General features: G+C 59.0%; 23 protein-coding genes. 12 read left to right on the forward strand and 11 right to left on the reverse strand.

The features are described 5' to 3' along the window. Positions 1-332 precede the first annotated feature (332 nt). From ACN0SY_RS06640 to ACN0SY_RS06685, 10 genes are all read left to right on the forward strand, one after another. Positions 333-1,436, forward strand: a complete 1,104-nt coding sequence (locus ACN0SY_RS06640) for a TRAP transporter substrate-binding protein (RefSeq protein ID WP_417685582.1) — start codon at positions 333-335, stop codon at positions 1,434-1,436. Positions 1,437-1,518: 82 nt separating this feature from the next. Beyond that, a complete protein-coding gene (locus ACN0SY_RS06645) occupies positions 1,519-2,103 on the forward strand; it encodes a TRAP transporter small permease subunit (RefSeq protein WP_417685584.1) in 585 nt (194 codons plus the stop codon). 34 nt (positions 2,104-2,137) lie between these two features. Further along, positions 2,138-3,499 carry a TRAP transporter large permease gene (locus ACN0SY_RS06650; RefSeq protein WP_417685586.1) on the forward strand — a complete coding sequence of 454 codons (1,362 nt, stop codon included), beginning with the start codon at positions 2,138-2,140 and terminating at the stop codon, positions 3,497-3,499. Between the two features lie 11 nt (positions 3,500-3,510). After that, positions 3,511-4,857 (forward strand): amidase, encoded by a 1,347-nt coding sequence (locus tag ACN0SY_RS06655; RefSeq protein WP_417685588.1) that lies wholly within the window; start codon positions 3,511-3,513, stop codon positions 4,855-4,857. 9 nt (positions 4,858-4,866) lie between these two features. Then, positions 4,867-5,085, forward strand: coding sequence for a hypothetical protein (locus ACN0SY_RS06660; protein ID WP_417685590.1), 219 nt, complete (start codon positions 4,867-4,869; stop codon positions 5,083-5,085). Next, entirely contained in the window at positions 5,078-6,040 is a 963-nt protein-coding gene (locus tag ACN0SY_RS06665; protein WP_417685592.1) for a 2-hydroxyacid dehydrogenase, read from the forward strand. Before ACN0SY_RS06660 ends, ACN0SY_RS06665 begins: the two co-directional genes overlap by 8 nt. Before the next feature lie 118 nt (positions 6,041-6,158). After that, entirely contained in the window at positions 6,159-6,980 is an 822-nt protein-coding gene (locus ACN0SY_RS06670; protein WP_417685594.1) for a FadR/GntR family transcriptional regulator, read from the forward strand. A 25-nt stretch (positions 6,981-7,005) separates the two neighbouring features. Further along, positions 7,006-8,142 carry an alpha-hydroxy acid oxidase gene (locus ACN0SY_RS06675; protein WP_417685596.1) on the forward strand — a complete coding sequence of 379 codons (1,137 nt, stop codon included), beginning with the start codon at positions 7,006-7,008 and terminating at the stop codon, positions 8,140-8,142. Between the two features lie 20 nt (positions 8,143-8,162). Continuing rightward, positions 8,163-8,819, forward strand: a complete 657-nt coding sequence (locus tag ACN0SY_RS06680; protein ID WP_417685598.1) for a hypothetical protein — start codon at positions 8,163-8,165, stop codon at positions 8,817-8,819. Between the two features lie 75 nt (positions 8,820-8,894). Beyond that, on the forward strand, positions 8,895-9,812 hold the full coding sequence (locus ACN0SY_RS06685; protein WP_417685600.1) for a DMT family transporter: 918 nt from the start codon (positions 8,895-8,897) through the stop codon (positions 9,810-9,812). A gap of 32 nt (positions 9,813-9,844) precedes the next feature. Here the strand turns inward: ACN0SY_RS06685 and ACN0SY_RS06690 are convergent, their stop codons facing one another. Next, positions 9,845-10,726 carry a LysR substrate-binding domain-containing protein gene (locus tag ACN0SY_RS06690; protein ID WP_417685601.1) on the reverse strand — a complete coding sequence of 294 codons (882 nt, stop codon included), beginning with the start codon at positions 10,724-10,726 and terminating at the stop codon, positions 9,845-9,847. A 104-nt stretch (positions 10,727-10,830) separates the two neighbouring features. Beyond that, the gene (locus tag ACN0SY_RS06695) at positions 10,831-11,712 is read right to left on the reverse strand and encodes a LysR substrate-binding domain-containing protein (RefSeq protein WP_417685603.1); all 882 of its coding nucleotides are present in this window, start codon (positions 11,710-11,712) and stop codon (positions 10,831-10,833) included. A 262-nt stretch (positions 11,713-11,974) separates the two neighbouring features. Here ACN0SY_RS06695 and ACN0SY_RS06700 point away from each other — a divergent pair, with 262 nt between their 5' ends. Further along, positions 11,975-12,319 carry a DUF1127 domain-containing protein gene (locus ACN0SY_RS06700; protein WP_417685605.1) on the forward strand — a complete coding sequence of 115 codons (345 nt, stop codon included), beginning with the start codon at positions 11,975-11,977 and terminating at the stop codon, positions 12,317-12,319. 73 nt (positions 12,320-12,392) lie between these two features. On the opposite strand, the gene ACN0SY_RS06705 is transcribed toward ACN0SY_RS06700, so the two are convergent. From ACN0SY_RS06705 to ACN0SY_RS06720, 4 genes are all read right to left on the reverse strand, one after another. Further along, positions 12,393-13,163, reverse strand: a complete 771-nt coding sequence (locus tag ACN0SY_RS06705; RefSeq protein WP_417685607.1) for a hypothetical protein — start codon at positions 13,161-13,163, stop codon at positions 12,393-12,395. A gap of 92 nt (positions 13,164-13,255) precedes the next feature. Continuing rightward, positions 13,256-14,629: a glutamate--cysteine ligase gene (locus ACN0SY_RS06710; RefSeq protein ID WP_417685609.1), complete on the reverse strand. Its 1,374-nt coding sequence runs from the start codon at positions 14,627-14,629 to the stop codon at positions 13,256-13,258. A gap of 192 nt (positions 14,630-14,821) precedes the next feature. After that, a complete protein-coding gene (locus ACN0SY_RS06715) occupies positions 14,822-16,543 on the reverse strand; it encodes an adenylate/guanylate cyclase domain-containing protein (RefSeq protein WP_417685611.1) in 1,722 nt (573 codons plus the stop codon). 19 nt (positions 16,544-16,562) lie between these two features. After that, positions 16,563-17,321, reverse strand: a complete 759-nt coding sequence (locus ACN0SY_RS06720) for a 16S rRNA (uracil(1498)-N(3))-methyltransferase (protein WP_417685905.1) — start codon at positions 17,319-17,321, stop codon at positions 16,563-16,565. Between the two features lie 164 nt (positions 17,322-17,485). On the opposite strand from ACN0SY_RS06720, the gene xseA reads away from it, so the two are divergent. Beyond that, positions 17,486-19,066: an exodeoxyribonuclease VII large subunit gene (xseA, locus tag ACN0SY_RS06725; RefSeq protein ID WP_417685613.1), complete on the forward strand. Its 1,581-nt coding sequence runs from the start codon at positions 17,486-17,488 to the stop codon at positions 19,064-19,066. A gap of 77 nt (positions 19,067-19,143) precedes the next feature. On the opposite strand, the gene ACN0SY_RS06730 is transcribed toward xseA, so the two are convergent. The 5 genes from ACN0SY_RS06730 to ACN0SY_RS06750 all read right to left on the reverse strand — a co-directional run bounded on the left by ACN0SY_RS06730 (position 19,144) and on the right by ACN0SY_RS06750 (position 25,678). Then, the gene (locus ACN0SY_RS06730; protein ID WP_417685615.1) at positions 19,144-20,511 is read right to left on the reverse strand and encodes a TRAP transporter large permease; all 1,368 of its coding nucleotides are present in this window, start codon (positions 20,509-20,511) and stop codon (positions 19,144-19,146) included. Next, positions 20,508-21,140 (reverse strand): TRAP transporter small permease subunit, encoded by a 633-nt coding sequence (locus ACN0SY_RS06735; protein ID WP_417685617.1) that lies wholly within the window; start codon positions 21,138-21,140, stop codon positions 20,508-20,510. Before ACN0SY_RS06735 ends, ACN0SY_RS06730 begins: the two co-directional genes overlap by 4 nt. A 73-nt stretch (positions 21,141-21,213) precedes the next feature. Further along, positions 21,214-22,230 (reverse strand): C4-dicarboxylate TRAP transporter substrate-binding protein, encoded by a 1,017-nt coding sequence (locus ACN0SY_RS06740; RefSeq protein ID WP_417685619.1) that lies wholly within the window; start codon positions 22,228-22,230, stop codon positions 21,214-21,216. A gap of 270 nt (positions 22,231-22,500) precedes the next feature. After that, the gene (locus tag ACN0SY_RS06745) at positions 22,501-23,886 is read right to left on the reverse strand and encodes a sigma-54-dependent transcriptional regulator (RefSeq protein ID WP_417685621.1); all 1,386 of its coding nucleotides are present in this window, start codon (positions 23,884-23,886) and stop codon (positions 22,501-22,503) included. A 10-nt stretch (positions 23,887-23,896) separates the two neighbouring features. Continuing rightward, the gene (locus ACN0SY_RS06750; protein WP_417685623.1) at positions 23,897-25,678 is read right to left on the reverse strand and encodes a sensor histidine kinase; all 1,782 of its coding nucleotides are present in this window, start codon (positions 25,676-25,678) and stop codon (positions 23,897-23,899) included. Between the last annotated feature and the right edge of the window lie 122 nt (positions 25,679-25,800).

A 25,800-nucleotide genomic window follows, 5' to 3' on the forward strand; every position in this document is an offset into this window, starting at 1 on the left:
TCCTTCGCACATGTTAAGCAACCTATCGCGCTACGTTTTCGCAGTTCTGTTCTCGGACCAAGAGACTGCAACCATCTAAACTCCTCACACTTTACCAATAGAGAAAAACTCATTTTGCAACGCAGCATTACCGGAAGACAAACGGCCTCGACTTTCAACACTAAAGTCGAATTCGGGAATTCCGAAGCCCTTGGCAAACCTGCGCATATTTTTGCTTGCCTGATTAAATTAAAAAATCGCGGCGCACTTGTTCTCCAATTGCGAAGGTGGTTACCTTTCAATGTTTAGGCCCGGCTCTGCACTCTTGGGTCGGCATAAACGGGAGGAAAATCATGACTGATACTTTGAACCGCCGCCGGTTTCTGAAAGGCAGCGCGCTCGCAGCCACAGCCACTGCCGGCACTCTCGCAGCACCGTCGATCGCAAGAGCCGAGCCGGTGGTCCTCAAGATGCAGGCTGCCTGGGGCGGCGGCATCTTCCTTGAGAACGCACAGTCCTATGTGGAACGCGTTCACGCAATGGCAGGCAAGGATCTGAAAATCGACCTTCTCGCCGTCGATGCCGTTGTCAAGACCAGCCAGATGCAGGACGCGGTTCACCGCGGCGTTCTCGATGGCGCCCACTACGTTTCCGCTTACTGGTACTCCAAATCCAAGGCAGCGTCCCTGTTCGGTACCGGCCCGTGCTTCGGCTGGTCGTCGCAGGAAATGCTCGGCTGGATCTACTACGGCGGCGGCCAGGAACTGTTCGACGAGCTGATGGCTTCGCTTGGCCTGAATGTCGTATCGTTCTTCAACAGCCCGATGCCGGCCCAGCCGCTCGGCTGGTTCAAGGAAGAGATCAAGGACGCGGCTCAGATGAACGGCCTGAAGTACCGGACCGTCGGTCTGGCTGCAGACGTTCTGCTGGAAATGGGCATGTCGGTTGTTCAGCTGCCGGGCGGTGAAATCCAGCCGGCCATGAAGTCCGGCCTCATCGATGCGGCCGAGTTCAACAACCCGACGTCCGACCGCGACTTCGGCATGCAGGACGTTTCCAAGCACTATCACCTTGCATCGTTCCATCAGAGCCAGGAGTGCTTCGAAGTCACGTTCAACAAGAAGAAGTATGAGTCGCTGCCGTCCGAACTTCAGGCCATCCTGAAGTATGCTTCGGAAGCAGAAAACTCCAACTTCTACTGGCATAACACCAAGCGTTACGCCGAAGATCTGGTGAAGCTGCAGAACGAGCAGGGCGTGAACGTATACCGCACGCCGGATTCGGTCATGGCTGAGCAGCTGAAGGCCTGGGACGTGGTGGTCGATCGCATTTCTGGCGAAGACCCGTTCTTCGCGAAGGTCGTCGACTCTCAGAAGACCTATGCGAAGCAGGTGATGAACTACCTGAACCTGAACCAGCCTGACTACAAGCTGGCTTACAACCACTACTTCGGCTGACCGAAGCATTTCGCTCGCTCGAGCGGGCGCGGGGACCCTTGAGGCCCCCGCGCTTTTCCTTCTGAATTCGTCAGAGGCTGAAGTGACCAAACTGATATATGCGATCGAGGGTTTGAACGTTTGGGTCGGCCGAGCTTTCGGCTGGTGCATCCTGATCCTGACCCTGTCCGTTTCCTACGAAGTCTTCGTGCGCTACGTCCTGAATGCCCCAACCGTCTGGGCCTTCGACATGATGGTGCAGATGTACGGCGCCCTTTTCCTCATGGCCGGCCCCTATGCCCTGGCCCAGGACACCCATGTGCGCGGTGACGTGCTCTACCGGCTGTTCCCGGTACGTTGGCAGGCCCGTGTCGACTTCACCCTTTACATTCTCTTCTTCTATCCGGGCATGCTCGCGCTGTTCTGGTACGGATGGGAAATCGCAGCCGACAGCTGGCGCTACAAGGAAGTGAGCTGGAACAGCCCGGCCCGCATTCAGGTCTACTTCTTCAAGACCCTGATTCCCGTCGCCGGGGTTTTGTTGATGCTACAGGGCCTTGCCGAAATGATGCGCTGCTGGCGCGCAATGAAGACCGGTGTCTGGATGCCACGCCTCGATGACGTGAAGGAGACCGAGGACATCCTGGCCGAGGATCCCAACGCACTCCAGACCAGCAACACAATGTGAGCGCACAGTCGCTTTTGACGAAAGTATCAAGCAGATGACGAACCCTGAAGTCGCGATCCTGATGCTGTGCCTGTTCATCGTACTGGTGCTGCTCGGCTTTCCGATCGCTTTCACCCTGCTCGCGATGGGCGTCGGCTTTGGCTATTTTGCCTATTATACCGGCGTCGATTCCTTCGCGGACATCTTCAACAACAACATCTTCTACCTCCTGAACCAGAACACCTATTCGGTGATGGAGAACGACACTCTGGTTGCCATTCCGCTGTTCTTGTTCATGGGTTATGTGGTCGAGCGCGCCAACATCGTCGACCGTCTTTTCTATTCCCTGCAGATGGCGGCCCGGAACCTGCCGGGCTCCATGGCAATCGCCGCTCTGATAACCTGCGCGGTCTTTTCGACAGCATCCGGTATCGTTGGTGCAGTTGTGACCCTGATGGGCTTGCTTGCCTTCCCGGCGATGGCAAACGCGCAGTACAACAAGCAATTCGCCTCTGGCGTGATTTGCGCAGGCGGCACGCTCGGCATCCTGATCCCGCCGTCGATCATGCTGATCGTCTATGCCGCGATTGCCGAACTGTCTCCGCTGCGCCTCTATGCGGCCGCAGTTTTCCCGGGCCTGATGCTGGCTGGCCTCTACATCGTCTATGTGGTGATCCGCGTCCTGCTCAACCCGCAGATCGCTCCGAAACCGAACCAGAAAGACATTCCGCCGGTCAGCAAGATCTATCTGGACCTGCTGGTGTCGTTCGTTCCCCTGACCGTGCTGATCATGCTGGTTCTGGGCTCGATCCTCGGTGGTCTGGCAACGCCGGCGGAAGCTGCCGCAATGGGCGCTCTCGGCGGTCTTGTGCTCGCGATGATCTACCGGTCTCTCACTTGGCGAAAAGTCAAGGAAAGCGTCTTCCTGACAGCGAAGGCCACCGCGATGGTTTGCTGGCTCTTCGTCGGTTCATGGACCTTCGCCTCGGTGTTCTCCTATCTCGGTGGGCATGACGTCATCGAGCATTGGTTCCTGGGGATGAACCTGGAGCCGTGGCAGTTCCTGATCATGGTCCAGCTGATCATCTTCTTCCTCGGCTGGCCGCTGGAGTGGTCGGAAATCCTGATCATTTTCGTGCCGATCTTCCTTCCGATGCTCGACACCTTCGGGGTCAATCCATACTTCTTCGCGATGCTGGTCGCCCTGAACCTGCAGACCTCGTTCCTGACTCCGCCCATGGCCATGTCGGCATACTATCTGAAGGGTGTTCTGCGAAACGAGATCGAGCTGGTCGACATCTTCAAGGGCATCCTGCCGTATCTGGGGATCGTGATCTTCTCGATGGTTCTGATGTACCAGTTCCCGGGCATTGCGCTCTGGCTGCCTGACTATCTGTTCGGCCCGTACATCCCGTGACACAGATAGCCATGACAAGAACCAATCCCATCGAACTGACAGCAAGCGAGGCGGCCCGGAAAATCCGGGCCGGTCTCCTCACCTCTACCGAGCTGGTCAAGGCATGCCTTGCCCGCATCGATGAAACCGACGGTCAGTTGAAGGCCTGGGCCCATGTGGATGCTGAACGTGCACTTGCGCAGGCGGCTGATGCCGACGCCATGCGTCAGGCAGGCCGGCCCCTGGGTGCCCTGCACGGGGTTCCAGTCGGGCTCAAGGACATCATCGACACGAAAGACGCTCCGACAGAGCGTGGCTCTGCAATCTTCAAGGGCCGCAAGCCCGGCGAAGATGCCGTCGTCGTTCAACGCCTGCTGGAAGCCGGAACGGTAATCCTCGGCAAGACGAAGACCACCGAACTGGCCTTCGTCCATGCGACCGATACTGTCAATCCGCACAATGCGGACCGCACACCCGGCGGATCATCGAGCGGCTCGGCAGCGGCGGTCGCCGCATATCAGGTGCCCCTCGCGCTTGGCACGCAGACAAACGGCTCGGTCATTCGTCCGGCCTCGTTTTGCGGCACCTACGGCTTCAAGCCAACGCGCGGGATTATTTCCCGTACCGGAGTCCTCCAGACCTCTGTCTCGCTCGACCAGATCGGGGTTTTCGCCCGGAGTGCCGAGGACGTTGCCGCTCTTGGCGATGCATTGAACGGATATGACCAGCGCGACGCGATGAGTTATCCCCGGCCCCGTCCGCGGATTTTGGAAGGCTACATTTCCGAACCTCCGGTCGAACCTGTTCTGGCCTGGATAGACCTGCCATTCGCAGACCGTCTTTCCGAAGCATCCAAGGCCGGCTTCGAGGAACTGCTCGACAGCCTGGGAGGACGCGTCGAGCGCATCGAGGCTCATCCCTCCCTTGCCCAGATGGTGGATACCCAGCGGATCATCCACGAGTACGAGATCTGCCTTCACCTGAAACAGACCTTCGACGAGCACTGGGGCGACATCAGCTCCACGCTGCAGCCGATCGTCGAGCGCGGGCGTACGATTTCAACCGCACAGTATGAAGACGCGCTTGGTCAGATGAAGTCGGCCGAAGAGTTCTTCTCGGCTTTCCTGAAGGACTACGACGCGATTCTGACACCAAGCGCAGCCGGAGAGGCACCTGCGCTCGGCCCGACGACGGGAGACCCGATCTTCTGCACCCTGTGGACGCTGGCCGGTCTCCCATGCCTGTCGATGCCGCTGATGGTCGGAGAAACCGGATTGCCGATCGGCGTGCAGCTGGTCGGTGCACAGGAGCAGGACGACCGCCTTCTGCGAACGTCTCGCTGGCTGCTTTCAAGACTTCAGGCCGAAACGGCCTCATAGGAGATGCAAATGCTCGGATCCAAAACCAAAATACTTGCCGGACTGGTCGGCACAGCGCTGGTGACGATCTTTGTCGTCGGCCTGGCCCACAGTATCTCAACCGGATTTGCCGGATTCTGGGGTGGACTGCCGTTCTGGGTCATCGTTGTCTTCGTTCTCGGCCTTGCCTTCTACGATTTCTACGAAGAGTGCGTCCTCGGCAAGGAGTGGCACAATTCCGATGGCTGACAAACCAGTCCTCTGGCTTCCGCGTCGCGTGTCCGATGCGACGGTCGCCCGTGCACGGCAATCCTACGACGTCATCCTGAATGACGCTGATGACGTCAGCCCGCCAGAGCGCATCATCGAAATGAGCGCCAAGGTGGATGCCATGATGCCGTGCCATTCCGAGATCTTCTCCGCAGACGTTGTCGCCCGACTCGATCCGCGCCTGAGGATCCTCGCAAACCATTCCGTCGGAACGGATCACTGCGATCTGGAGGCCCTGCGCGCAAAGGGCATCGCTGTCACGAATACACCGGATGTCCTGTCGGATGCCACGGCCGAGATCGCCATGCTGTTGATGCTTGGTGCGGCACGCCGCGCGGTCGAGGGCGACCGGATCGTTCGGACCGGCGGCTGGGATTTCTGGAGCCCGTCCTTCATGGTCGGCAAACAGGTCAGCGGAGCCAAGCTCGGGATCGTCGGAATGGGCCGCGTCGGTCGTGCATTCGCAAGGAAAGCGCGTGGCTTCGACATGGAGATCCACTACTACAACCGCACGAGACTTCCGGAAACGGAAGAACATGGCGCGGTCTATCATGACACCCTCGAAAGCCTGTTGCCGGAAGCCGACTTTCTTTCCCTGCATTGCCCGGCAACGCCGCAGACGCGCGATCTGATCAATTCAGAAACGATCGCGAAGCTGCCGCGCGGGGCGGTCGTCGTGAATACCGCTCGCGGAGCACTGGTCGACGAAGACGCTCTCATTGCAGCATTGAAGTCAGGCCACATTGCAGCTGCGGGGCTTGATTGCTTCAAAGTCGAGCCGGGTGGCAATCCAGCCTTCGCAACGCTGGATAATGTCTTCATGCTCCCCCATATCGGCAGCGCCACGGTCTGGACACGCGATGCCATGGGCTTCCGGGCACTCGACAACCTCGACGCCTTCTTTGCCGGCAAGACACCGAAAGATCTGCTCTAGAGAGCTTCCGACAAGCCGGTTTCGAAATTGGATAATTTAATTGACCAATTTCGGATTTCCCGATTTATAGGATGCGGTGTTTCCTCACCGCGTCCTTTTTCGTTCCGGACCTTTCGCGATGTTCCAAAGGATCAAACAGCTCAGGACTTCCGACGCAGTCGTCCACCAGATCGAGGAATTGATCCTTGGCGGGGTACTGCGGCCCGGCGAACGCCTGCCGGCGGAACGCGATCTCGCCACGGAACTGGACGTCTCGCGGCCTGTCCTGCGCGAAGCTTTCAAGATCCTCGAGGTTCGTGGCCTCATTTGCAGCAAACGAGGCGGCGGCACCTTCATCGCCGACGTAATAGGCCCGATCTTTTCCGAGCCAATCGTTTCGCTGATCGAGCGGCACCCGGTTGCCACGTCGGATTATCTCGAATATCGCCGTGATATGGAGGCAACTGCGGCAGGACACGCGGCCATGCGCGCGACGCCTGCCGATCATCGTAATCTGCGCGACATCGTCGCTCGCATGCAGTCAGCCTACGAGGCCGATGACCGACAGCTCGAAGCTGAACTCGACATCGAGTTTCATCAGGCCGTTGGCGAAGCGGCCCACAACGTAATCCTGATGCACAGTCTTCGCTCCTGCTACCGCCTTCTCGAGAACGGCGTGTTCTTCAATCGGGGGCGCCTCTACGATCACCCGACAGCGCGCGAAATGGTTCTGAAACAGCACGCTTTCATCGCCGATTGCATCATCGCCGGTGATCCGGACGGAGCGCGGAAGGCCTCGACCGATCACATCGACTATGTCCGGAGCGCCATGGCAGAAGCGGAACAGCGCGCCGAACGTGGAGCGCTTGCCGACATTCGAAGGCAGCACCGGTCGCAGGCGAGCGAGACACAGCCATCCGAGCGCCCAGTACGACGGCGCAAGACATCGACATCTTTGTAGAGCTTTTACCAAAGGGGAGCCCATAATGGCGCCGATCACCTGTATTGCCGACCTTCAAGCCCTGGCCAAACGCCGCGTCCCGAAGATGTTCTACGACTATGCGGACACGGGCTCTTGGACCCAGAGCACCTATCATGACAACGAGGCAGCCTTTCAGCGCCAGAAGCTGCGTCAGCGCGTTGCCATCAATATCGACAACCGCAGCGTCAAAACGACGATGATCGGAGAAGAGGTCTCCATGCCTGTGGCCCTTGCCCCGGTCGGGTTGACCGGCATGCAACATGCGGATGGGGAGATCCTCGCAGCGCAGGCGGCGGAGGAATTCGGCGTACCGTTCACACTCACCACCATGTCGGTCTGCTCGATCGAGGATGTGGCAGAGCACACGAAGAAACCCTTCTGGTTCCAGCTCTACGTCATGCGTGACCGCGGTTTCTCGGAATCCCTGATGCAACGCGCCCACAACGCGGGCTGCTCCGCACTCTGCCTGACGCTAGACTTGCAGGTGCTTGGTCAACGGCACAGAGACATCAAGAACGGTCTGTCCACGCCGCCCAAGCCGACACCGCAGGTCATGCTCGACCTGCTGTTCAAGCCGCGTTGGTGCTGGAACATGCTGCAAACCAAGCGGCGGCAGTTCGGCAACATTCATGGCCACGTGAAGAACGTCGATGACATGTCCTCGCTCGCCGAGTGGACCGCAAGCCAGTTTGATCCGACGCTCGATTGGTCCTCGGTCGAATGGGTGAAGAAGCACTGGAACCGCAAGCTGATCCTGAAAGGCATCAACGACGTTGAAGACGCCAGGATCGCAGCGGAGATCGGCGCCGATGCAATCATCGTGTCCAACCACGGTGGCCGTCAGCTGGATGGTGCCCTTGCCTCCTATGACATCCTGCGTGAGATCGTTGACGCGGTCGGCGACAAGATCGAGGTTCACATGGACGGCGGCATCCGCTCCGGTCAGGACGTTTTCAAGGCTATGGCCATGGGCGCCAAGGGCACTTTCATCGGCAGGTCATATATCTACGGCCTGGGCGCGATGGGCAAGCCGGGCGTGACAACCGCCCTGGAGATCATCCACAAGGAGCTGGATGTGACAATGGGGCTTTGCGGCGAAACCGACATCACCAAGGTTGGTCGCCACAATCTCGTCCTCTAGGTTCACACGGGAAAATGGCCATGAAGACGCCGCTTCAAAACAGGGTGCTGCCTACCGGCGAGATTGTCTCCCTCCACGAGCGCGGTCTCTTCATGGGCAATCGCGGCGGTCGGATCCATGATCCCTCCACAAGGACATTGCTCAAGAGGCGATGGTCATCCCGCCGTTGGATATGCTGTGAAACCTCGTTCAAGGGGCGGAAGCGCGATATCATGGGGCAAGGCTACACGGAACTCTTCTTTCTCGATGAGGTCACATCCCTGGCAGCGGGGCACCGCCCCTGCTTCGAATGCCGCCGGACGGAAGCCAAGGCATTCCTGGGCGCTCTGGACATGGGATCGAAAGCCTCCGGTCGGCCTTCGTCAATGCTTTCGACTGACGATATGGATCACTTGCTTCACGAGGACCGTCTGGATGGACGCAAGCAACGCACTTTTCGCGCAGTACTTCGCGACCTGCCACCTGCGACAATGCTCGATCTCGATGGAACCCCCATCGCATTGCACGAGCGCGGCATGTTGCTGTGGACACCGGCAGGCTATCAGGACGTTCAAAGCGTATGCGATCCTGCGAAGGAAGTGACCGTGCTTACCCCTCGTGCAACGGTGGCCGCACTCGCGGCTGGGTATCGTCCCGCGTGGCACCCGACAGCCGAGCAAATTCATTTTCAAAACTGATTATTCGATCACCAACTATCGTTTGAAGTGAAGAAACGAATAGACCATCCTGCAGCTCTTCACAGGATCGGAACAATGTCTCTCGCAACCCCAATATCGAACGCGCCTCGCGCTCCGCTATCGTCCGTTGACCTCGGCCTTTACGGTGCCACCGTCTTTGCCTGGGGCTTCAGCTGGATTGCGATGAAGGGGCAGGTTGGCAGCGTTGCCCCGGAAGTCTCGGTCTTCTGGAGGTTCGTGATGGCCTCGTCCGTGATGTTTGGCTGGAGTCTGCTGCGCGGTCACAATCTTCGTTTCGCATTGGCTGATCACCTCAGATTTGCCGGACTGGGCGCACTCATCTTTTCGACCAACTTCACCCTGTTTTACTACGGCGCGGCCCTGCTCCCGTCAGGCCTGCTGGCGGTGGTGTTCTCCCTTGCGTCCGTTTTGAATCTGTTCCTGGCATTGCTGCTGTTTGGGCAAAGACCGAACCTGGCTGCGCTCGGAGCTGGATTGCTTGGCTTTTCCGGAATTGCCTTCATGTTCCGGCCGCAAATCCTTGCGACCGGCGTCGACTACGACGCGCTGCGCGGCCTCGGTTTCTGCGTCCTGGGAACCCTGTCCTTCTGCCTGGGCAACATGCTGTCTGCCTCAAACCAGAGGAAGGGATTGCCCGTAACTCCTGCGACCACTTGGGGGATGCTGTACGGAACGCTGTTCCTGGGATGCTTCGCTGCACTCAAGGGAAGCAGTTTCGCCGTTGAACCGACATTCGCCTATCTGGGGAGCCTTACCTACCTTGCAATCGTCGCCTCCGTGATTGCCTTCGGCTCCTACCTCACACTGCTTGGACGCATCGGCTCGACCAAGGCAGGTTATGCGACGGTCATATTCCCGGTCGTTGCCCTCGCCGTGTCCACGGTGTTTGAGGGCTATGTCTGGACCGGATCTGCGATCGTCGGGCTGGCCTGTGTGATCGGCGGCAATCTTCTCATGATGCGCAGCCGCTAACAGGTATCGATCGACCCGAAGGCCTGACGGGGCTACCGTCCGTTTGCCAAAGCCCCGACATTGCCGATCGCCGCAACCAGATGACTACACAGGGCATCATGCATACCCTGGTTGGCCTTCTTGGAGCGTAACAGGCTGAACTCGCAGTAGGGAAGCGCCGGAAAGCCTTCCTTTTCGTCAAGGATGCGGAACCCGGGTCGAATGACGCTTTCCGGGAATACCCCGATTGCCAGACCGGCCTGAACAGCGCCGACCAGGGCTGATGAGCTAGCACTGACGTAGGAAATCCGGTATGGACGCTTAAGATTGTCAAGAGCACTGAGCGCCATCCTTCGCCAGTGACACGATTTGGCTCCTACCGCTAGCCGCAGTTCAACATTCGTATGCACTTGATGCTCTGACGAAGTTACCCAGTGAATACGCTCACGCCGGATGACATCTCCAGTTCCCTCGGGCACGTCGGATGTGGTCACAATAGCGACGTCGACATCGTCGTTCTCGATGGCAAGCAGCGTTTCCTGGCTGTCGGCGCAAGCAACTTCGACCTCGATTGCGGGATTCAAGCGTGCAAAGGCTGCGAGCACCTGCGGCAGCAAACGGTCGGCGTAATCGTCAGGAAGGCCTAATCGGACGGTCCCCGCTTCCGCTCTCGGCCCAAACGCAGACAACGTCTCGTCATTCAGCCTGATCATCCGGCGGGCATATTCCACCAAACGTTCGCCATCTTCAGTCAGGCGGGACTGGCGTCCGTCCTTTGCGAAAATCGGCATGCCAACACGCTCTTCCAGACGCCGCATCTGCATGGAGACTGCAGACTGGGTCTTGTGAACCGCCTCGCCGGCCTTTGTGAAACTGCCCAATTCAGCTATCGCCAGGAATGTCCTGAGCTGGTCGATATCAAGGATTTGGGCCATTCTTTGCGTCCATGAGCTCTAACGAATACGCCGAAATTCGCCAAACCATCATCATTTTAAATACGTTTCGGCAGTTTACATAGAGGTTTCTTATTGTTCAATTCCTAAGTCACATCAACGGCCTGCGGGACGGAGAGATTGTCGAGAGATGAAATGATGTGCTCCACCAATGCTTCCGTGACGCGCTTGTTCTGACGCCAAGAGCGCATGATCCCGATCTCGCAGTCGGGCAGTTTCGGGAACCCATCTGCTTCGCACAGAACGCGCATACCCGGTCGAAGGGCAGATTCCGGCAAAACGGAAACGGCCAGACCTGCCAGGACTGCGGCACCAACCGCCGTCGAATTCCAGCTTGAATAGAGAAGCCTGCTTTCCCGCCCTATTTGATCCAGCGCGGAAAGCGCCGCCTTTCGCCAATCGCAGGTCGCACGGCCCAGCGCCAATGGAAGTGTTTCCTCGTTCTCGACGGCATGGCGGGCAGAGGCCACCCAAAGCAGCGGCTCACGCCGAACGACGTCGGCTTCCCGGCGTCCTTTCCGGCGCACATTCGTGACGATGGCAACGTCAAGTTCGTCCTGCGCCACCAGATCGGCGAGATTCGGGGTAGGCGCGCATACGACGCTGACTTCTGCCTTCGGATTGGAGCGAGAGAACCGGGCAAGGATTTCCGGCAAGAAGCGATCCGCGTAGTCATCGGGCGTACCGAGACGCACGAGCCCAGCAACCTCGGTATCGTCAAAGGCCGCCAGGGTTTCATCGTTCAGTTGGACGAGCCGGCGGGCATATTGCAGCAAGCGTTCGCCATTCTCGGTCAGTCTGGACATTCGGCCATCGCGAACGAAAATCGGTCTGCCGATGCGTTCTTCAAGGCGGCGCATCTGCATCGAAACCGCAGATTGGGTCTTGTTCACGGTATCGGCTGCGCGTGTGAAACTCCCGCACTCCGCGATTGCCACGAATGTTCGCAACTGGTCGAGATCAAGCATGCGCCGCCCTTCATCAGAGTTTCATATCAATGCCATAAGAAACATTCGTTGGCCTAATCGATCTTCAAATGGCATCAAGCGCCCGAGAAGATCAAGACAGGAAATCAGAATCATAACGATTTCCGATCAAATGCATAAAAAACATTCACTAGATTAATGTTCGGGTCTCTGGAACTATGATGTTGTTCCGGACCTCCCAGAACGAAGAACCTTAACCGCCAGCGCCGACGAACCCTGCGTCGGCGAACAGGAGCCTATTGCAATGTTGCACGCTTTCGTAACCAGCCCGATGTCCTTGTTCGGCGGCCTGGCCGCTCGTGTGTGGCGTGTGGCTCAAACCCGTCGCCAGCTCAATCGCCTCAACGATCTGAGCGATGCCCAGCTCGCCGATATCGGTTTGACGCGGAGCGATGTTCGATGGGTACGACAAGTATCGCGCACCGGGGATGCGACCTCCCTTCTGGTGAGACTGGCTCGCGAACACTCGATGGAAGCGAAGCTGGGCGTCTCGTCTGGTGAACCGCGACCCCAGTCCGATGAGGACGCTGTCATCGCGGCGCCCCTTACAAACAGCTTTCCGTCAGCTGCGGCACAACTGGCCGCCTGACCTTTCTTGCAGCCCTGTCGGCAAACCTTGCTGACACCCAACTGGCCCGTCGCCCCCGGCGGGCCTTTTTTTGTCAGGATGCGGGAGGCGTTCCCTTTCCGAGATCACGCACAGCGCGCTCAAAGAAACTGTCAAACGCCTTGAACTGGCTCGACTGGAAATCACGACCCGCAGTCATCCAATCGGCAACCATACCCTCCAATTCGCTTGCAGGAGCTCTTTCAGGGATTGCCTCCGATTCTTCCTGAGAAACGACTTCCTCTTCAGGCAATTCTTCGGCTTCTTCGGTTTCTTCAACGTCACCGGCGGTGGGCGGCCTTAGGAAGCCGCTCCAGAACGCCTGCATCGCCTGGGTATATCCGTTGATATAATCCGCCGGCCCCGGAACCGGTTTAGGCCGGCCACGTGCATATCCGCGCATGAACGCATCAAGAAGCTCGCGTGCTTCGCCCTGAAGATAGGGACGCGCCAGCTGCCCCATGGCCAGAGTCGCTGCGACGGGCATCATCTCTGCGATGGCTTCCTGCTGGAGACCTGTCACAGCCGCTATCTGCTGAGTTACTGCCTTCCTGATGAAGGAGGGACCGAAGAACGCTGAAAGGTGATCGTCACCGAATGTCGCCGCTTGCGCACCCCAGAACGGCGCGGCGTTCATACCGGGCATCAAGAAGGGCTTGAACTCGGGAAGGGAAGCACCGAAATGCCTGACCCCGCTCATCGCTGCCGGCATGAGCTGGGCCATCGCTGCTCCCAGATCCCCTTCCGTCCAGCCAAAGCGCTGCTGCATGTCCCGCGCAACGGCACCGAGATCAAAGGGAAGAGGAAAACCTGGTGCATCCGTCATTGCCGCTGCCTCGCTGCAGTTTCACGAGTCGGCATGATCATCTTTCTAAGGACCGACGTCAAACTGCGATTTGAAACGGCTCGACAGGCACCTCAGTAGGCATAGTCCTTGAAAATACGGGTGATATCCCCTTCCCAGGAACCGCCGTAGCGCTGCAGCATCACATCCGCGGGACACATGCCCGCAGCAAGTCCCTCTTCGACCGCGGCAAGGTGCACACGCTCGTCCAGATCGCCATCGCTCAACCGGTTGCGGCGGCGCAGACCTTCCTGGGAGAGGCTGAGCACCTCCTTGGCGACGTCGAGCACGGTCCCGGAACGGAACGGGGTTTGCAAAGCTGTCTTCGGCACGCCGGAACGCAATGCGGCACGCTCTTCTGCAGACCAGTCCTTCACAAGCTGCCAGGCCTGATCAAGAACCCCTTGGTCATAAAGAAGACCGACCCAAAGTGCCGGCAGAGCGCAGATGCGACGCCAAGGGCCACCATCCGCACCGCGCATTTCGATGTATTTCTTCAGCCGGACGTCCGGGAAAAGCGTCGAAAGATGGTTGTTCCAGTCGCCGAGCGTCGGTTTGGCGTCCGGAACCCGGCCTTCCAGAGCCCCGTTCATAAACTGGCGGAAGGTCGTGTCTGTCACATCGTGATAGGTATCGCCGCGCTTGACGAAATACATCGGCACGTCGATCGCCCAGGTCACGTAGGATTCAAACCCGAAGCCATCCTCGAACGCAAAGGGCATATCGCCCGTGCGATCCGCATCGGTGTCCGTCCAGATGTGGGCGCGGAACGACTTGAAGCCGTTCGGCTTGCCTTCTGTGAAAGGGGAGTTTGCGAAGATCGCAGTTGCGATCGGCTGCAGTGCGAGACCGACGCGCATCTTCTGCGCCATGTCAGCCTCAGAGGAAAAGTCGAGGTTCACCTGGATCGTGGACGTGCGGTACATCATGTCGAGGCCAAGCGAACCGACCTTGGGCATGTAGCGCGTCATGATCTCATAGCGGGATTTGGGCATGACCGGGACTTCTTCCCGTTTCCATGTAGGGGCCATGCCGGTCCCGAGGAACCCGATGCGAAGCGGATCGGCGACCTGACGAACCTGATCAAGATGCTGATTGGTCTCGCGGCACGTCTGATGCAGGTTCTCCAGAGGTGCCCCGGATAGCTCGAATTGACCGCCCGGTTCGATGGAAATCGCTCCGCCGCCAACCGGATCGGCAAGCCCGATGATCTTGCCACGGTCCTCGATACGTTCCCAGCCGAGCAGCTGCTCCATGCCGGTGAGGACGGCCTCGACACCTTTCGGGCCTTCATAGGGGATCGGCGACAGGTCATCGAGATTGAACCCGAATTTTTCGTGTTCTGTCCCGATGCGGAACTTCTCGCTGGGCTTGCATCCCGCTTCAAGGGTGGCAGCCAGATCGGCTACGGTTTCAATCGGCGTGGAGTCGACGGTGTCGCGGGCCATGCAGGGTTTCCCAATTCTCGAACGACGCGAACGATACCCGGCCAGACGGCCACGCAAAGACGCATAATAGAAATCTCGGACGCACGAATGCGGCGCCAGCTTGCTTCACCTAAAGTCGAAACAATTCAAGCCTGTCGCATTTAGGACTACAAGGTCCGGAAAGCAATACAGACCTCTGTCATAAACAGTCGGTCACGCAATTCTGAACACTGCGGTCTCGCTCTGACGCCCGCGCAAGGAGATGCTCCCAACCGGCGTCGCCCACTGGCCGGCCTCAATTCCGGACATCGTTTCCTTGCTTGCGAGCGCTATTATCCGGGCTTCGGGATCAACAGTCTTGCCGTATTCCTGGAGCCTTGCGGCGACATTCACCGCGTCTCCGATGACCGTATAGTTGACCCGGCTTTCCGAGCCGATGTTGCCAACAACGACCTTCCCGGTGTGGATCCCTACTCGCACACGGATCCGGTCGTCGGGAAGTGCCTCAAGCCTGGCTGCGAGCTTGCGAACCGCGGAAATCGCCAACTCACGGTGATCGGGCTGGTCTGTCGGAGCGCCCCAGAACGCCATGACCCCATCGCCGATGTACTTGTCTATCGTTCCGTCCTCCGCAGATACAGCATCGGAAACGAGCTCGAAATAGTCGGTCAGGAAGCCTGCAGTCTCTTCTGCACTCAGACGCGATGCCATGGTCGTGAAACCTGCGATGTCAGTGAAAACCACTGTCATTTCGCGGCTCTCGATCTGGCGTGGGTCGGTCATACCCTGCGCAATCAGTCGCTTGACCAGCTGACGAGGCACGTAGCGGGCAAAAGCGTTGAGCGCCCCGACTGTTCCGTTAAATGCGGTGTTCACATTGTCCAGTTCCCTCAGGCGTGAGGGCGGAAGCTGCTCTATCCCCTCGAAGTCCAGGTCCCTGATCCGGGCAGATGCTTCGGCCAACCGGGTCAACGGCTTGCCGAGGATCTTCCCGACCATGAACGACAGCAGAGCTCCAACCACGAGAGCGATCACGGCCGCGTAGAGGACGATACGAGTCTGATCGAGCGCCGCACCAAAGTCCTTTGCCTTGTACATCGTTCCCAAGGTCCAGCCCGCAGCGGGTCCCTCATCGATCTCCTGGTAGATCGCGGTGTACATTCCCCGCCCCGAGGGAAATACGCGACCGTCGACATAACCGCCCATTTGATGAGCTTCTGGTCGATCCTGCCAAAGCATGTGCAACGGATGATCGGTGATACCGCCCAAAAGGGGCAAAGCGTCTTCGTCTCCGTTCTCCGAAACCCTCAGATCATGTCCTGCGATGGCGATGACCCGGTCCTGTCCGGCAAGAAGGAATGGTTGCTGGCGCCCCTCCCACTTCATCTGACCAAGCAAATCCTGAAACACGGTCATCGGATAGCGGACCGAAAGCTGCGCTCCGCGACCGAGGCCATATACGGTTTCGAACAGTGTCTCCGGGCTGCCCTGCTGGCGCACGAACTGGCGAAGAAGCTCGCCCTCGGGCAAACCTGCTTCGGCGGGATCAGCAGGCTGAAATGCAAGCTTGGCATCAGGCGGAAACAATTCCTGATATCGACGCGAAAGATCATGTGGCGTGGCGCTTTGCGCGCCCAGTGAAACCGCCTTCAGCGCAAGTTCCTGTTCGGCAAAGAAACGATCGATGACCGCCTGGTTCACCTTCAAGGTCGCAACCGCCCCCTCATCAAGAAGACGTCCGGCAATACGCCGGTCTGAAGTCGCCATGTATCCGATTATCACACCGCAGATGACAATCATCATCATCGAGAAAACGAGGCCGAGAGCGATACCCACAGGTAGCCTCAGGCGACGGCGGTGATCATTTTCCGCAGAGGCGGCGGGACGATGCTCTTTATCGAAGTCTGTGCCCGGTGGCAGGATTTCCTGTGCCATGCTCCCCTTTCGGACGTGACTAGCGCCAGTCTCCGAGTGTTGCCTGAATGACGGTCAGTGCGGCCACTGCCGCAGTGTCAGCTCGCAGGATACGCGGGCCAAGTGGAATTGGCGTCACGAAGGGTTGAGCGCGCAACAAACTTCGCTCTTCCGCAGAAAACCCGCCCTCGGGTCCCACCAGAACCGCAAGAGGCTGCGGGCCGCTCTCGGACAAGCGTACGAGTTCGGCTAGCGGGTTTTGTGTCTCCTCGCCTTCGTCGCAGAAAAGCAAACGCCGGCTCGGATCACTCATCGTCCATCCCGCAAGCAATTCCTTGAGCGATCGTGGCTCAAGCACTTCGGGAACCGAGATGACGCCGCATTGCTCGGCTGCCTCAATGACATTCGCCTCCATCCGCTCGAGGTTCACACGGCTGGACTGTGTGTGCTGGGTCATCACCGGGCGCAGGGCACCCGCCCCCATCTCGACCGCTTTCTGAACCATGTAGTCCAGACGGGCATGTTTGAGTGGGGCAAACAGATACTGGATATCGTTTGCCACCGTCTGCTCGCGCACCCGTTCCACCAACGCAATCTGGCAGGCCTTGCGACCTGTCGCCCGGATTTCGGCGAGCCACTCACCGTCGCTGCCGTTGAAGACAAGTATCCTGTCATTGTCCTGCAGGCGCAGGACATTCAGGAGATAGTTGGCCTGACTGCGGTCAGCTTCGATGCTGGCCCCGTCTGCCAGGATGTGGCGCAGGTACAAACGCTGCATGCGGTAATCGTATCGGGTCATGCCGCCAAGGTAGGACCGTCGCACTGACAATTTCAATGCCACAATCGCCCTAAGATCAAATCAGCTTTGGGAAATCCACTTACTGCGCCCGAGCCATGTTTGACTGAGCTTGACCCTCGACACTGGCCTTGCCACTTTCGGGTCGAACCTCAAGGAACCAAGTCTTGTCGGAAACCCAATCCAACGTCGCAGAATTCTCCGTTTCGGAAATTTCCTTTTCCATCAAGAAGACGATGGAAGACGCCTTCGGCTACGTCCGGGTGCGCGGCGAGCTTGGCCGGATTTCGAGGCCCGGATCCGGACACATCTATCTCGATCTGAAGGACGACCGTTCGGTCCTGTCCGGTGTCATCTGGAAGGGGGTCGCATCACGTCTGAAGATCCAGCCGGAACAGGGGCTGGAGGTGATCGCGACGGGCAAGATCACAACCTTCCCGGGCCAGTCCAAGTACCAGATGGTGATCGACGCGCTTGAACCTGCCGGTGCCGGCGCGCTGATGGCGCTTCTCGAAGAACGCAAGCGCAAGCTGGCAGCCGAGGGTCTTTTCGCGGAAGAACGCAAACAGCTTTTGCCGAGCCTGCCGCGCGTCATAGGTGTCGTCACCTCGCCCACCGGCGCGGTGATACGGGACATCCTGCACCGGATTTCCGACCGGTTTCCGCTGCATGTACTCGTCTGGCCGGTTCGTGTGCAGGGCGAGACCTGCGGCGCGGAAGTCGCCAATGGTATTCGCGGGTTCAATGCGCTCGCTTCGGGCGGTCCCGTTCCACGTCCGGATGTCATCATCGTGGCCCGTGGCGGCGGCAGTATCGAGGACCTGTGGGGCTTCAACGAGGAAGCCGTCGTCAGGGCCGCCGCCGAAAGCGACATACCGCTTATATCCGCGGTTGGTCATGAAACCGACTGGACGCTGATCGACCTCGCCGCGGATGTCCGGGCGCCGACACCGACCGGCGCGGCCGAAATAGCCGTACCGGTCAAGGCGGAGCTGATGTCTCTGGTCGATGACCTGTCGCGGCGACTGTCGTCCGGCCTCAACCGTCTCGTCGCGACGCGGCGCACGGAGTTGCGCGCGGCGGAAGCAGCGCTGCCCGCCCCACGCGATTTGCTGGCTCTGCCGCGTCAGACCTTCGACACCTATGCAAACCGGCTCGAGCATGCGCTCACCGTAAACACGCGCAGCCATCGCAGTACCTATCAGAATTTCGCGATCCGTCTTAGCCCGATCATCCTGTCTCGGGCAACGGATAAAGCCCGATCCGATCTTGCCAGCTATGCCGACCGGCAACAACGCGCCCTCGGTGTTGCCGTTTCCCAGAAACGTCAGACTTTCTTGGCTCTTGCGGCACGTTTGTCGCCAGCTCCGTTGCGCCAACAGGCAGCTATCGGGCGGGAACGCTTGAACGGATATGACGAGCGGCTGCAGCGCGCTTTCTCGCAACGGATACTCAAGCTTCGTGACCGGTTGGACAGCCAGGAGAAACTCCTGAAGTCCCTGTCCTACAAGGATGTCCTTGCACGCGGCTACGCACTTGTTCGCGATGAGAATGGGCAACCTATTCGCTCCGCACATGCGGTCAGCGCTGGAACTGCCCTCTCCATTGAGCTGGCAGACGGCGTTCTGGAGGCAATTGCCGGCGGTGAAGGAACGGCCCCGGCAGCTCCGCCTTCTCCAAAGCCCGCGAAGAAGCCCAAGCAGGCCGCCGCATCGCAGCAGACTGGAAAACAGGGATCACTGTTCTGACCTGAACCGGGCGTTCGGAAAAACAAAAAGCCGCTGCGATCACGCAGCGGCTTCTTTTTTACAGGGTGTTAGATCCCTTACATCAGCGACGGCAGCAGTGTGATGATCCACGGGAAGGCCAGAAGACCTCCGATGGTCAGAACGTCTGCGACGAAGAACGGGATACATCCGCGGAAGACTTCCTGTACCGGAATGTCCGAGCGAACACCCGCCACCACGAAGCAGTTCAGCCCGATGGGTGGTGTGATCAGACAGAGCTCCGCCATCTTCACCACCAGAATCCCGAACCAGATGGCACAGGCCTCGCCGGACATGCCGAAGGCACTGTCGGCAGCAGATACTGCCTCACCGCCATTGAGCGCGATGACCGCCGGGTAGACGACCGGCAGGGTCAGGATCAGCATGCCGATGGCATCCATGAACATGCCCAGCACCGCATAGGCGCAAAGGATCAGGATCATCACGATCCAGGGCGAGAACTCGAGGCTGACAATGAAGGCCTTGAAGGCGTCCGGCAGACCGGCGAAGCCGAGGAAGCGGACATAGACGAGGACACCCCAGATCAGGGTGAAGATCATCACCGTGAGCTTTGCAGATTCATGCAGCGCCTGCCCGAGCTGACGGAAGCGCATGCCCTTGGCGATTGCGACGATCAGAACCACGAATGCACCCAACGAACCTGCTTCCGTCGGCGTTGCGAGGCCGAAGAAGAAGGAGCAGAAGATGATGCCCACGACCGCAATGATCGGGAATGTGCCCGGCAGGGATTCAAAGCGCTGTTTCCAGGTAAAGCCGCGCACTGGCGGGGCATCTCCGCGCCAAGCGGAAATGCCCACGATGATCGCGATGTAGATCAGCGCGGAGAATACCCCCGGCAGGAAGCCGGCGATGAGCAGCTTGCCTACCGACTGCTCGACCAGAATTGCGTAGATCACCAGGATGGCAGACGGCGGAATGAGCGATGCCAACGTGCCACCGGCTGCGACAACGGCAGCAGACAGACGACGAGAGTAGCCCGCGGCCAGCATTTCCGGGATGGCGACACGTGCAAACACGGCCGCCGTCGCAACCGATGCGCCCGACACGGCTGCAAAGCCCGCCGTGGCGAAAACGGTACCGACTGCCATGCCGCCGGGCATCCAGCCAAGCCAGCGCTTGGAAGCTTCGAAGAGCTGCTTGGTGAAGCCGGCATAGAACGCCAGAAACCCGATGAGGATGAATGTCGGGAGGACGGACAGCGTATAGGTGACCGATTTCGAATGCGGGATGGTTCCCGCCATCTTCAACGCGACAAAGAAGCCCCGCTCGAAACCCATTTTCATGGAGAAAAGCAGGATCAGGCCAACCATACCGGTGAAAGCTGCAGCAAACGCGACGCGCATGCCGATCAGGACAAGGACGAGCAGGACGCCCGTCATCAAGAGACCAACCTCATACGGGGTCATTTGTTGTCTCCTGCAATAGCTTCATCACCAAACGCTTCTTCGATCTCGTGCTGCGCCGTCTCGGTCACATCATGGATGAGCGGAACACCATAGGGCTCTGCATCCGGTCTCAGAACCAGCCGGAGGTAGCCATAGGCCTGCAGGAGAAGCCGGAGGAACAACAAGGACAAGGCCGCCGGGATGATCAGCTTTGACGGCCAGGTCGGAAGACTGATGTCCATGGTGCTGTCGCCGATCGTCCAGGATCGATCGAAATGATACCAGGAGCCCCAGATCAGGAGAGCGACGACCACTGCGATCAGCAGGACGCCAACCAGCTCTGCAATCCAGAGCGAGCGACCGCTGAGCTTACCAAGCACCATTTCCATGCGGATATGGCCGCCGACGCGCTGACAATATGCGATGCCGCCGAAAGCAAAAACCGCCATCGCCTGCTCGGTGATGTCGATGAAGCCCGGAACCGGAGTGTTGAAGACGAAACGTCCGACGACCTGGACGACGGCCAGCAGCATGAGCACGAGAATGCTTGCGGCTGCTATCAGATTGAAGAGATTTTCGACATGCCCGAGAGCCCCATCGAACTTGATATATGTTCCGGGCTGCTCTGGCCTGGATGCGGAACCGGCCATGGTGTTTTCCTGATATTTGGCCCCGGCGTTGCCGCCGGGGCCGATGTTTCAGATCAGTGCGGAAGCAACGAAGTTACTTCACGTTCTCCAGAACGAGGTCCAGGAGTTCCTGCCCCGGAATGCCGTTGGCATTCTGTTCGGCAACCCACTGATCCCAGATCGGCTGACCGGCTTTCTCCTTGAAGGCTGCCAGATCTTCATCGGAATACTCGATCTTCTGGATGCCGCGGTTTTCCAGCTCCGGCCACCACTTGTCATATACCTTGTCGTATGTGGCGACGTAGTGATCGACGGCTGCCGGAACGGTCTCGTCGAGTACCTTACGGAACTCTTCAGGCAGAGAATTGTAGGCATCGATGTTGACGATCACCGGACACTGAACCGTTCCCGGGTTCAGGTTGGCGGTCCACCACTTGCCTGCTTCAACAGTCTTGAAGGAGAGGTGAGCGTGCGGAGCAAAGGCAACACCACGTACCGTGCCGGAGTCGATTGCCTGATAGGCTTCAGATGCGGTCACGGAGGTCGGAACCGCGCCAACCGTTTCCATGGCCTTGCCGATACCACCCAGAGCGCGAACGCGCATGCCTTCGAAGTCTGCAACGTGAAGGGGTACGTCGCCGCCACCGAGGATGTTGTACTGCGGCATCGGAGACGGCATCAGAACCTGAGCATTCCAGCGTGCCAGGTCCTTCTTTACGGCCGGATGCTGGTAGACAGCGTCGCTGACCTTGATTTCCGTCGCCAGATCCTTGACGCCGAGGAACGGCAGTTCCAGCACGGTCAGGGTCGGGTTTTTGTCGGCATGGTAGGAGGCACAGATCTGCGCCATTTCGAATGCGCCGAAGGAAATGCCATCGAGGTTTTCGCGGGACTTCGAAAGCGCTTCGCCGTAGGCGAGCTTGATTTCGAACTTGCCATCGGTCTTTTCGCCGACCTTTTCGGCAAGGTACTCGATGTGTTCGGTGAATGCGCGGCGCTTGCCCCAGACGGACACGTTCCAGGTCACGTCAGCGGCAAAGGTTTCCGAAGCGAAAAGAAGTCCAAGAACCGCTGCAGATGCAGCAGTCGCAAATTTGCGAGCAGAGAGCATACTGATCCTCCCAGATAGTTTGGCTCATGCAAACCTTGGCGAGAGTACCCCCGGACACCGTGTCCCAAGCCTCACCAAGCTGGGTAAAGTTGTAGCACGTGAATTTCCAAATGCATGCCAAACTTGGCAAATTGCCGAATTTGGGACGCAGAAGGAAAAATTCGGATGCCGTTCCCGCGAAGTTTGAGCAAGAACCCGCCTGAGCAAATTCACGATCGGCAAAAAATTGCCGATCGCTCCTGAAGGGCCTGTTTGCCCTCTAGACCAGTGTCATTCCTCGCCCATGACCTTGGGACGACTCAAATTGAGCCGAGCCATCTTCTCGTTCAGCGTTCTACGCGGCAGACCAAGCTCCCGCATCACATCCGCAATACGTCCCTCATGCCGGCGAAGCGCGCGGGAAATGACGGTTCGCTCATATGCATCCATCAATTCTTTCAGTGATCCGCCCTCGTCGGAATCGACTGCGACAGTTCCACCCCGGACAAGCACCTCGAGCGGCTGACGGCCAACCCCGGCATTCAGCACGAAACGTTCGGCTGAATTCCTGAGCTCACGAACATTTCCCGGCCACTCGTAGGTTTTCAGGAACATCTCATCTCTCGCCGTAACAACCGGCGCGCCCACCCCATACTGCACAGCGAAGCGATTGACGAAGGTGTCGAACAGGAGGAGGCAGTCATTCCCGCGTTCGCGCAAAGGCGGGATGAAGATTTCAATCGTGTTCAGGCGGAACAACAGATCCTCGCGCAAGCGCCCTGCCGAAACCGCTCCACGCGGGTCGATGTTCGTGGCGCTGATGACGCGAAAGTCGACCGGAACCGGTTGCCGCCCACCGATCCGATCGACCTGCTTCTCCTGCAAGACACGCAGGAGCTTCGGCTGAACCGACAGTGGCATGGAGGCGATTTCGTCCAAAAAGACAACACCGCGATTTGCAATCTCGATCCGGCCAATCCGCCCCTTGTCCGCGCCCGCTATGGCTCCGGCCTCGTAGCCGAACAACTCTGTCTCGACCATCGCGTCCGGAAGCGCGGCGGTGTTAATGGCGGCAAATGCCTCACCGGACCTGTGGCCATAGCGATGGAGTGCCTGTGCGACGAGTTCCTTGCCGGTACCGGTTTCCCCGACAATGAGAACCGGCGCGTCCGTGCCGGCAAAATGCAGCAATCGTTCACGCAGGGTGCGCATGGCAGGGCTATTGCCAAGAAGCCGGGTTTCCAGGCTCGCTGCTCCCTCCAGGCGGCGCGAGAGAGAGCGGTTCTCCAGAACAAGTGCACGCCGCTCGCTCGCCCGGCGCACAAGATCCGCGATCTTCTCCGGGTCGAATGGCTTCTCGACGAAGTCATAGGCACCGCCCCGCATAGCCTCGACTGCCATGGGAACGTCGCCGTGACCGGTGATCAAAATGACCGGGATGTCAGAATCTACCTCTGCAATTTTCTGCATCAGCGAAACACCATCCTCGCCCTTGAGCATGACGTCGGAAACGACGCATCCCGGGTAGCCCGCGTGTATGTGGCGGAGCGCAGTTTCTCCGTCCTGAAACTCCGTGGTGTCAAATCCCTCCAGGCTCAGCCATTGACGAAGGGCTGCCCGCATCGACGGATCGTCGTCGATGATGAGAACTGGCGTCTTGTCCGATGTTCCACTCACTTCGCGATACTCACGCTACAAAGTCTTTTTCAGCGACGGACGATGTTGCCAAGCGTTCCACCGAAGCCTCGGCATGGGGAAGGAACAATCTGAAGGCCGCCCCGCCGATGCAACTGTCGTCAACTCGCAAGGAGCCCCCAAGGTCTTCGGCAATCCGGTCCGAGATCGCAAGACCGAGGCCGAGCCCACCATCGTTCAGCTTTGTGGTAAAGAATGGGTCGAAGATCTTGTCGCGCAGCTCCGCCGGTATGCCTGCCCCATTGTCGGCGACAATGATCTCGACCCCCGCATCTATCCGTCTTGCGCTGACGATCACCTCAGCATCTTCCCCCGCTGCGGCGGAGTCCGCTCCATTGCGCATCAGGTTCACAAGGACCTGCTCAACTTTCAAAGGCGCAGTCTCGGTTACAATCGGCTCGTCCGGCAAACGCAAGTCTAGCCGGACGCCGGTCTCATCGAGGTGCGGGCGAACCATCTTCGCCGCCGTCTCGACGCTGCTGCGAAGATCGACCATCTCGATCCTGCTCTCGGACGGGCGAGCAAACCGTTTCAACTCCTGCGTCAGCGTCGCCATGCGAAACTGAAGAGAGTCGATTTCCTGAAGGTTCTCCTCGACCGCATCGATGTTGCCGCCTCGAAGGAACTTGCGCGCGCCTGCGACGAACATCCGCATGGCGGCAAGAGGCTGGTTGAGCTCGTGCGCGACGGCTGCGGACATTTGCCCGACGGCGGCCAAACGGCTTGAACGTGCCAGGCGGTTCTGCGCGGTTCGAAGCTCTGCCTCGACACGACGCCTCTCCTCTACCTCCTCGACCAGCCGTTCATTCAATTCACGCAGTTCCCTGGACTCCTGACGCAGGAGCGCCGACGCACGGCGGAGAGCCCGGCCACGGTAAATCTGGACTGCCAGGATATAGAACAGACCTATGCCGAGCCCCGTACTCCAGATCACCCACTTGCTTCGCCCGATCTCCCCCCTGGGCACCAGGAAGTGAAGCTGCCAGCCCAAGAGGCCCACGCTCGCCGAATTGTGCCGGAAGGCTTCTTCACCGATCCGGAATTCCTTGCCATGCCCGATCGGTGTGTCCGAAAGTGGTATCAGTTCCTTTGCTGCAAACTGACGGGTCATGGCAATGTGCTCGCGCACCTCGGGGGTCAACCTGTCCAGCGTGCGGTAGCGCCATTCGGGACGGGACGACAAGAAGATAACGCCATTGGCATCGGCCACGAATACCGTCTCACCACCTTCGGACCACGTCCGCTCGAGCGGCGCCATGTCGACCTTCACTGCAGCTACCCCATTCGGCTCACCGCGCACGGGTGTCGGTAGCGACAAGAACAACCCCGGCTCCCCAGACGTTGCGCCGATGGCGAAGAACTGTCCCTCCTCCCCGCGCAAGGCTGCATGGAAGTACGGGCGGAAGGAATAATTCTGTCCGATGAGGGATTGGGGCTCACGCCAATTACTGGACGCAAGCGTCAAACCATTCCGGTCCATGACATATAGAAGATTGGCGCCAGACTTTTCGGCCATTTCCTCCAGAAAGCGGTTCGAGGCTTCCGTCGGCTCACCCATACTGAGCACCACGGTGGCACGCGGGTCGCGGGCCAGCATGTAAGGCAGGTAGCGGTGCTTCTCATATTCGCCGAGGATGGTCTGGCGATAGAGCGTCAGCCGCTCGGCAGCCTTCCGGTCCACCGCAGCCTCCTCGCGTTCAACCGTCAGCTGAACGAGCAGTGCTGCAGCGATCATCACCACCAGAGGCGGCACCGCGAATATGGCCATACGCATCCACATGCGCTTCTTATGTCCTGTTTGGCAGTTTGCCGCAAACCCTTGCTTTGACATGGACAACGCATGTCCATCGCAGATACCTTTCGGCCAAACCGGCGCAGCCGGGCAAAAGATCGATG

Origin of the sequence: Roseibium sp., from assembly GCF_048261595.1 — a bacterium.
Taxonomy (GTDB): Bacteria; Pseudomonadota; Alphaproteobacteria; order Rhizobiales; family Stappiaceae; genus Roseibium.

Bases quoted from the DNA above. Each gene is read 5' to 3' on its own strand.
- ACN0SY_RS06640 (WP_417685582.1), top strand. From the start codon at position 333: ATGACTGATACTTTGAACCGCCGCCGGTTTCTGAAAGGCAGCGCGCTC.
- ACN0SY_RS06650 (WP_417685586.1), top strand. From the start codon at position 2,138: ATGACGAACCCTGAAGTCGCGATCCTGATGCTGTGCCTGTTCATCGTA.
- ACN0SY_RS06655 (WP_417685588.1), top strand. From the start codon at position 3,511: ATGACAAGAACCAATCCCATCGAACTGACAGCAAGCGAGGCGGCCCGG.
- ACN0SY_RS06660 (WP_417685590.1), top strand. From the start codon at position 4,867: ATGCTCGGATCCAAAACCAAAATACTTGCCGGACTGGTCGGCACAGCG.
- ACN0SY_RS06665 (WP_417685592.1), top strand. From the start codon at position 5,078: ATGGCTGACAAACCAGTCCTCTGGCTTCCGCGTCGCGTGTCCGATGCG.
- ACN0SY_RS06670 (WP_417685594.1), top strand. From the start codon at position 6,159: ATGTTCCAAAGGATCAAACAGCTCAGGACTTCCGACGCAGTCGTCCAC.
- ACN0SY_RS06675 (WP_417685596.1), top strand. From the start codon at position 7,006: ATGGCGCCGATCACCTGTATTGCCGACCTTCAAGCCCTGGCCAAACGC.
- ACN0SY_RS06680 (WP_417685598.1), top strand. From the start codon at position 8,163: ATGAAGACGCCGCTTCAAAACAGGGTGCTGCCTACCGGCGAGATTGTC.
- ACN0SY_RS06685 (WP_417685600.1), top strand. From the start codon at position 8,895: ATGTCTCTCGCAACCCCAATATCGAACGCGCCTCGCGCTCCGCTATCG.
- ACN0SY_RS06690 (WP_417685601.1), bottom strand. From the start codon at position 10,726: ATGGCCCAAATCCTTGATATCGACCAGCTCAGGACATTCCTGGCGATA.
- ACN0SY_RS06695 (WP_417685603.1), bottom strand. From the start codon at position 11,712: ATGCTTGATCTCGACCAGTTGCGAACATTCGTGGCAATCGCGGAGTGC.
- ACN0SY_RS06700 (WP_417685605.1), top strand. From the start codon at position 11,975: ATGTTGCACGCTTTCGTAACCAGCCCGATGTCCTTGTTCGGCGGCCTG.
- ACN0SY_RS06705 (WP_417685607.1), bottom strand. From the start codon at position 13,163: ATGACGGATGCACCAGGTTTTCCTCTTCCCTTTGATCTCGGTGCCGTT.
- ACN0SY_RS06710 (WP_417685609.1), bottom strand. From the start codon at position 14,629: ATGGCCCGCGACACCGTCGACTCCACGCCGATTGAAACCGTAGCCGAT.
- ACN0SY_RS06715 (WP_417685611.1), bottom strand. From the start codon at position 16,543: ATGGCACAGGAAATCCTGCCACCGGGCACAGACTTCGATAAAGAGCAT.
- ACN0SY_RS06720 (WP_417685905.1), bottom strand. From the start codon at position 17,321: ATGACCCGATACGATTACCGCATGCAGCGTTTGTACCTGCGCCACATC.
- ACN0SY_RS06730 (WP_417685615.1), bottom strand. From the start codon at position 20,511: ATGACCCCGTATGAGGTTGGTCTCTTGATGACGGGCGTCCTGCTCGTC.
- ACN0SY_RS06735 (WP_417685617.1), bottom strand. From the start codon at position 21,140: ATGGCCGGTTCCGCATCCAGGCCAGAGCAGCCCGGAACATATATCAAG.
- ACN0SY_RS06740 (WP_417685619.1), bottom strand. From the start codon at position 22,230: ATGCTCTCTGCTCGCAAATTTGCGACTGCTGCATCTGCAGCGGTTCTT.
- ACN0SY_RS06750 (WP_417685623.1), bottom strand. From the start codon at position 25,678: ATGCGTATGGCCATATTCGCGGTGCCGCCTCTGGTGGTGATGATCGCT.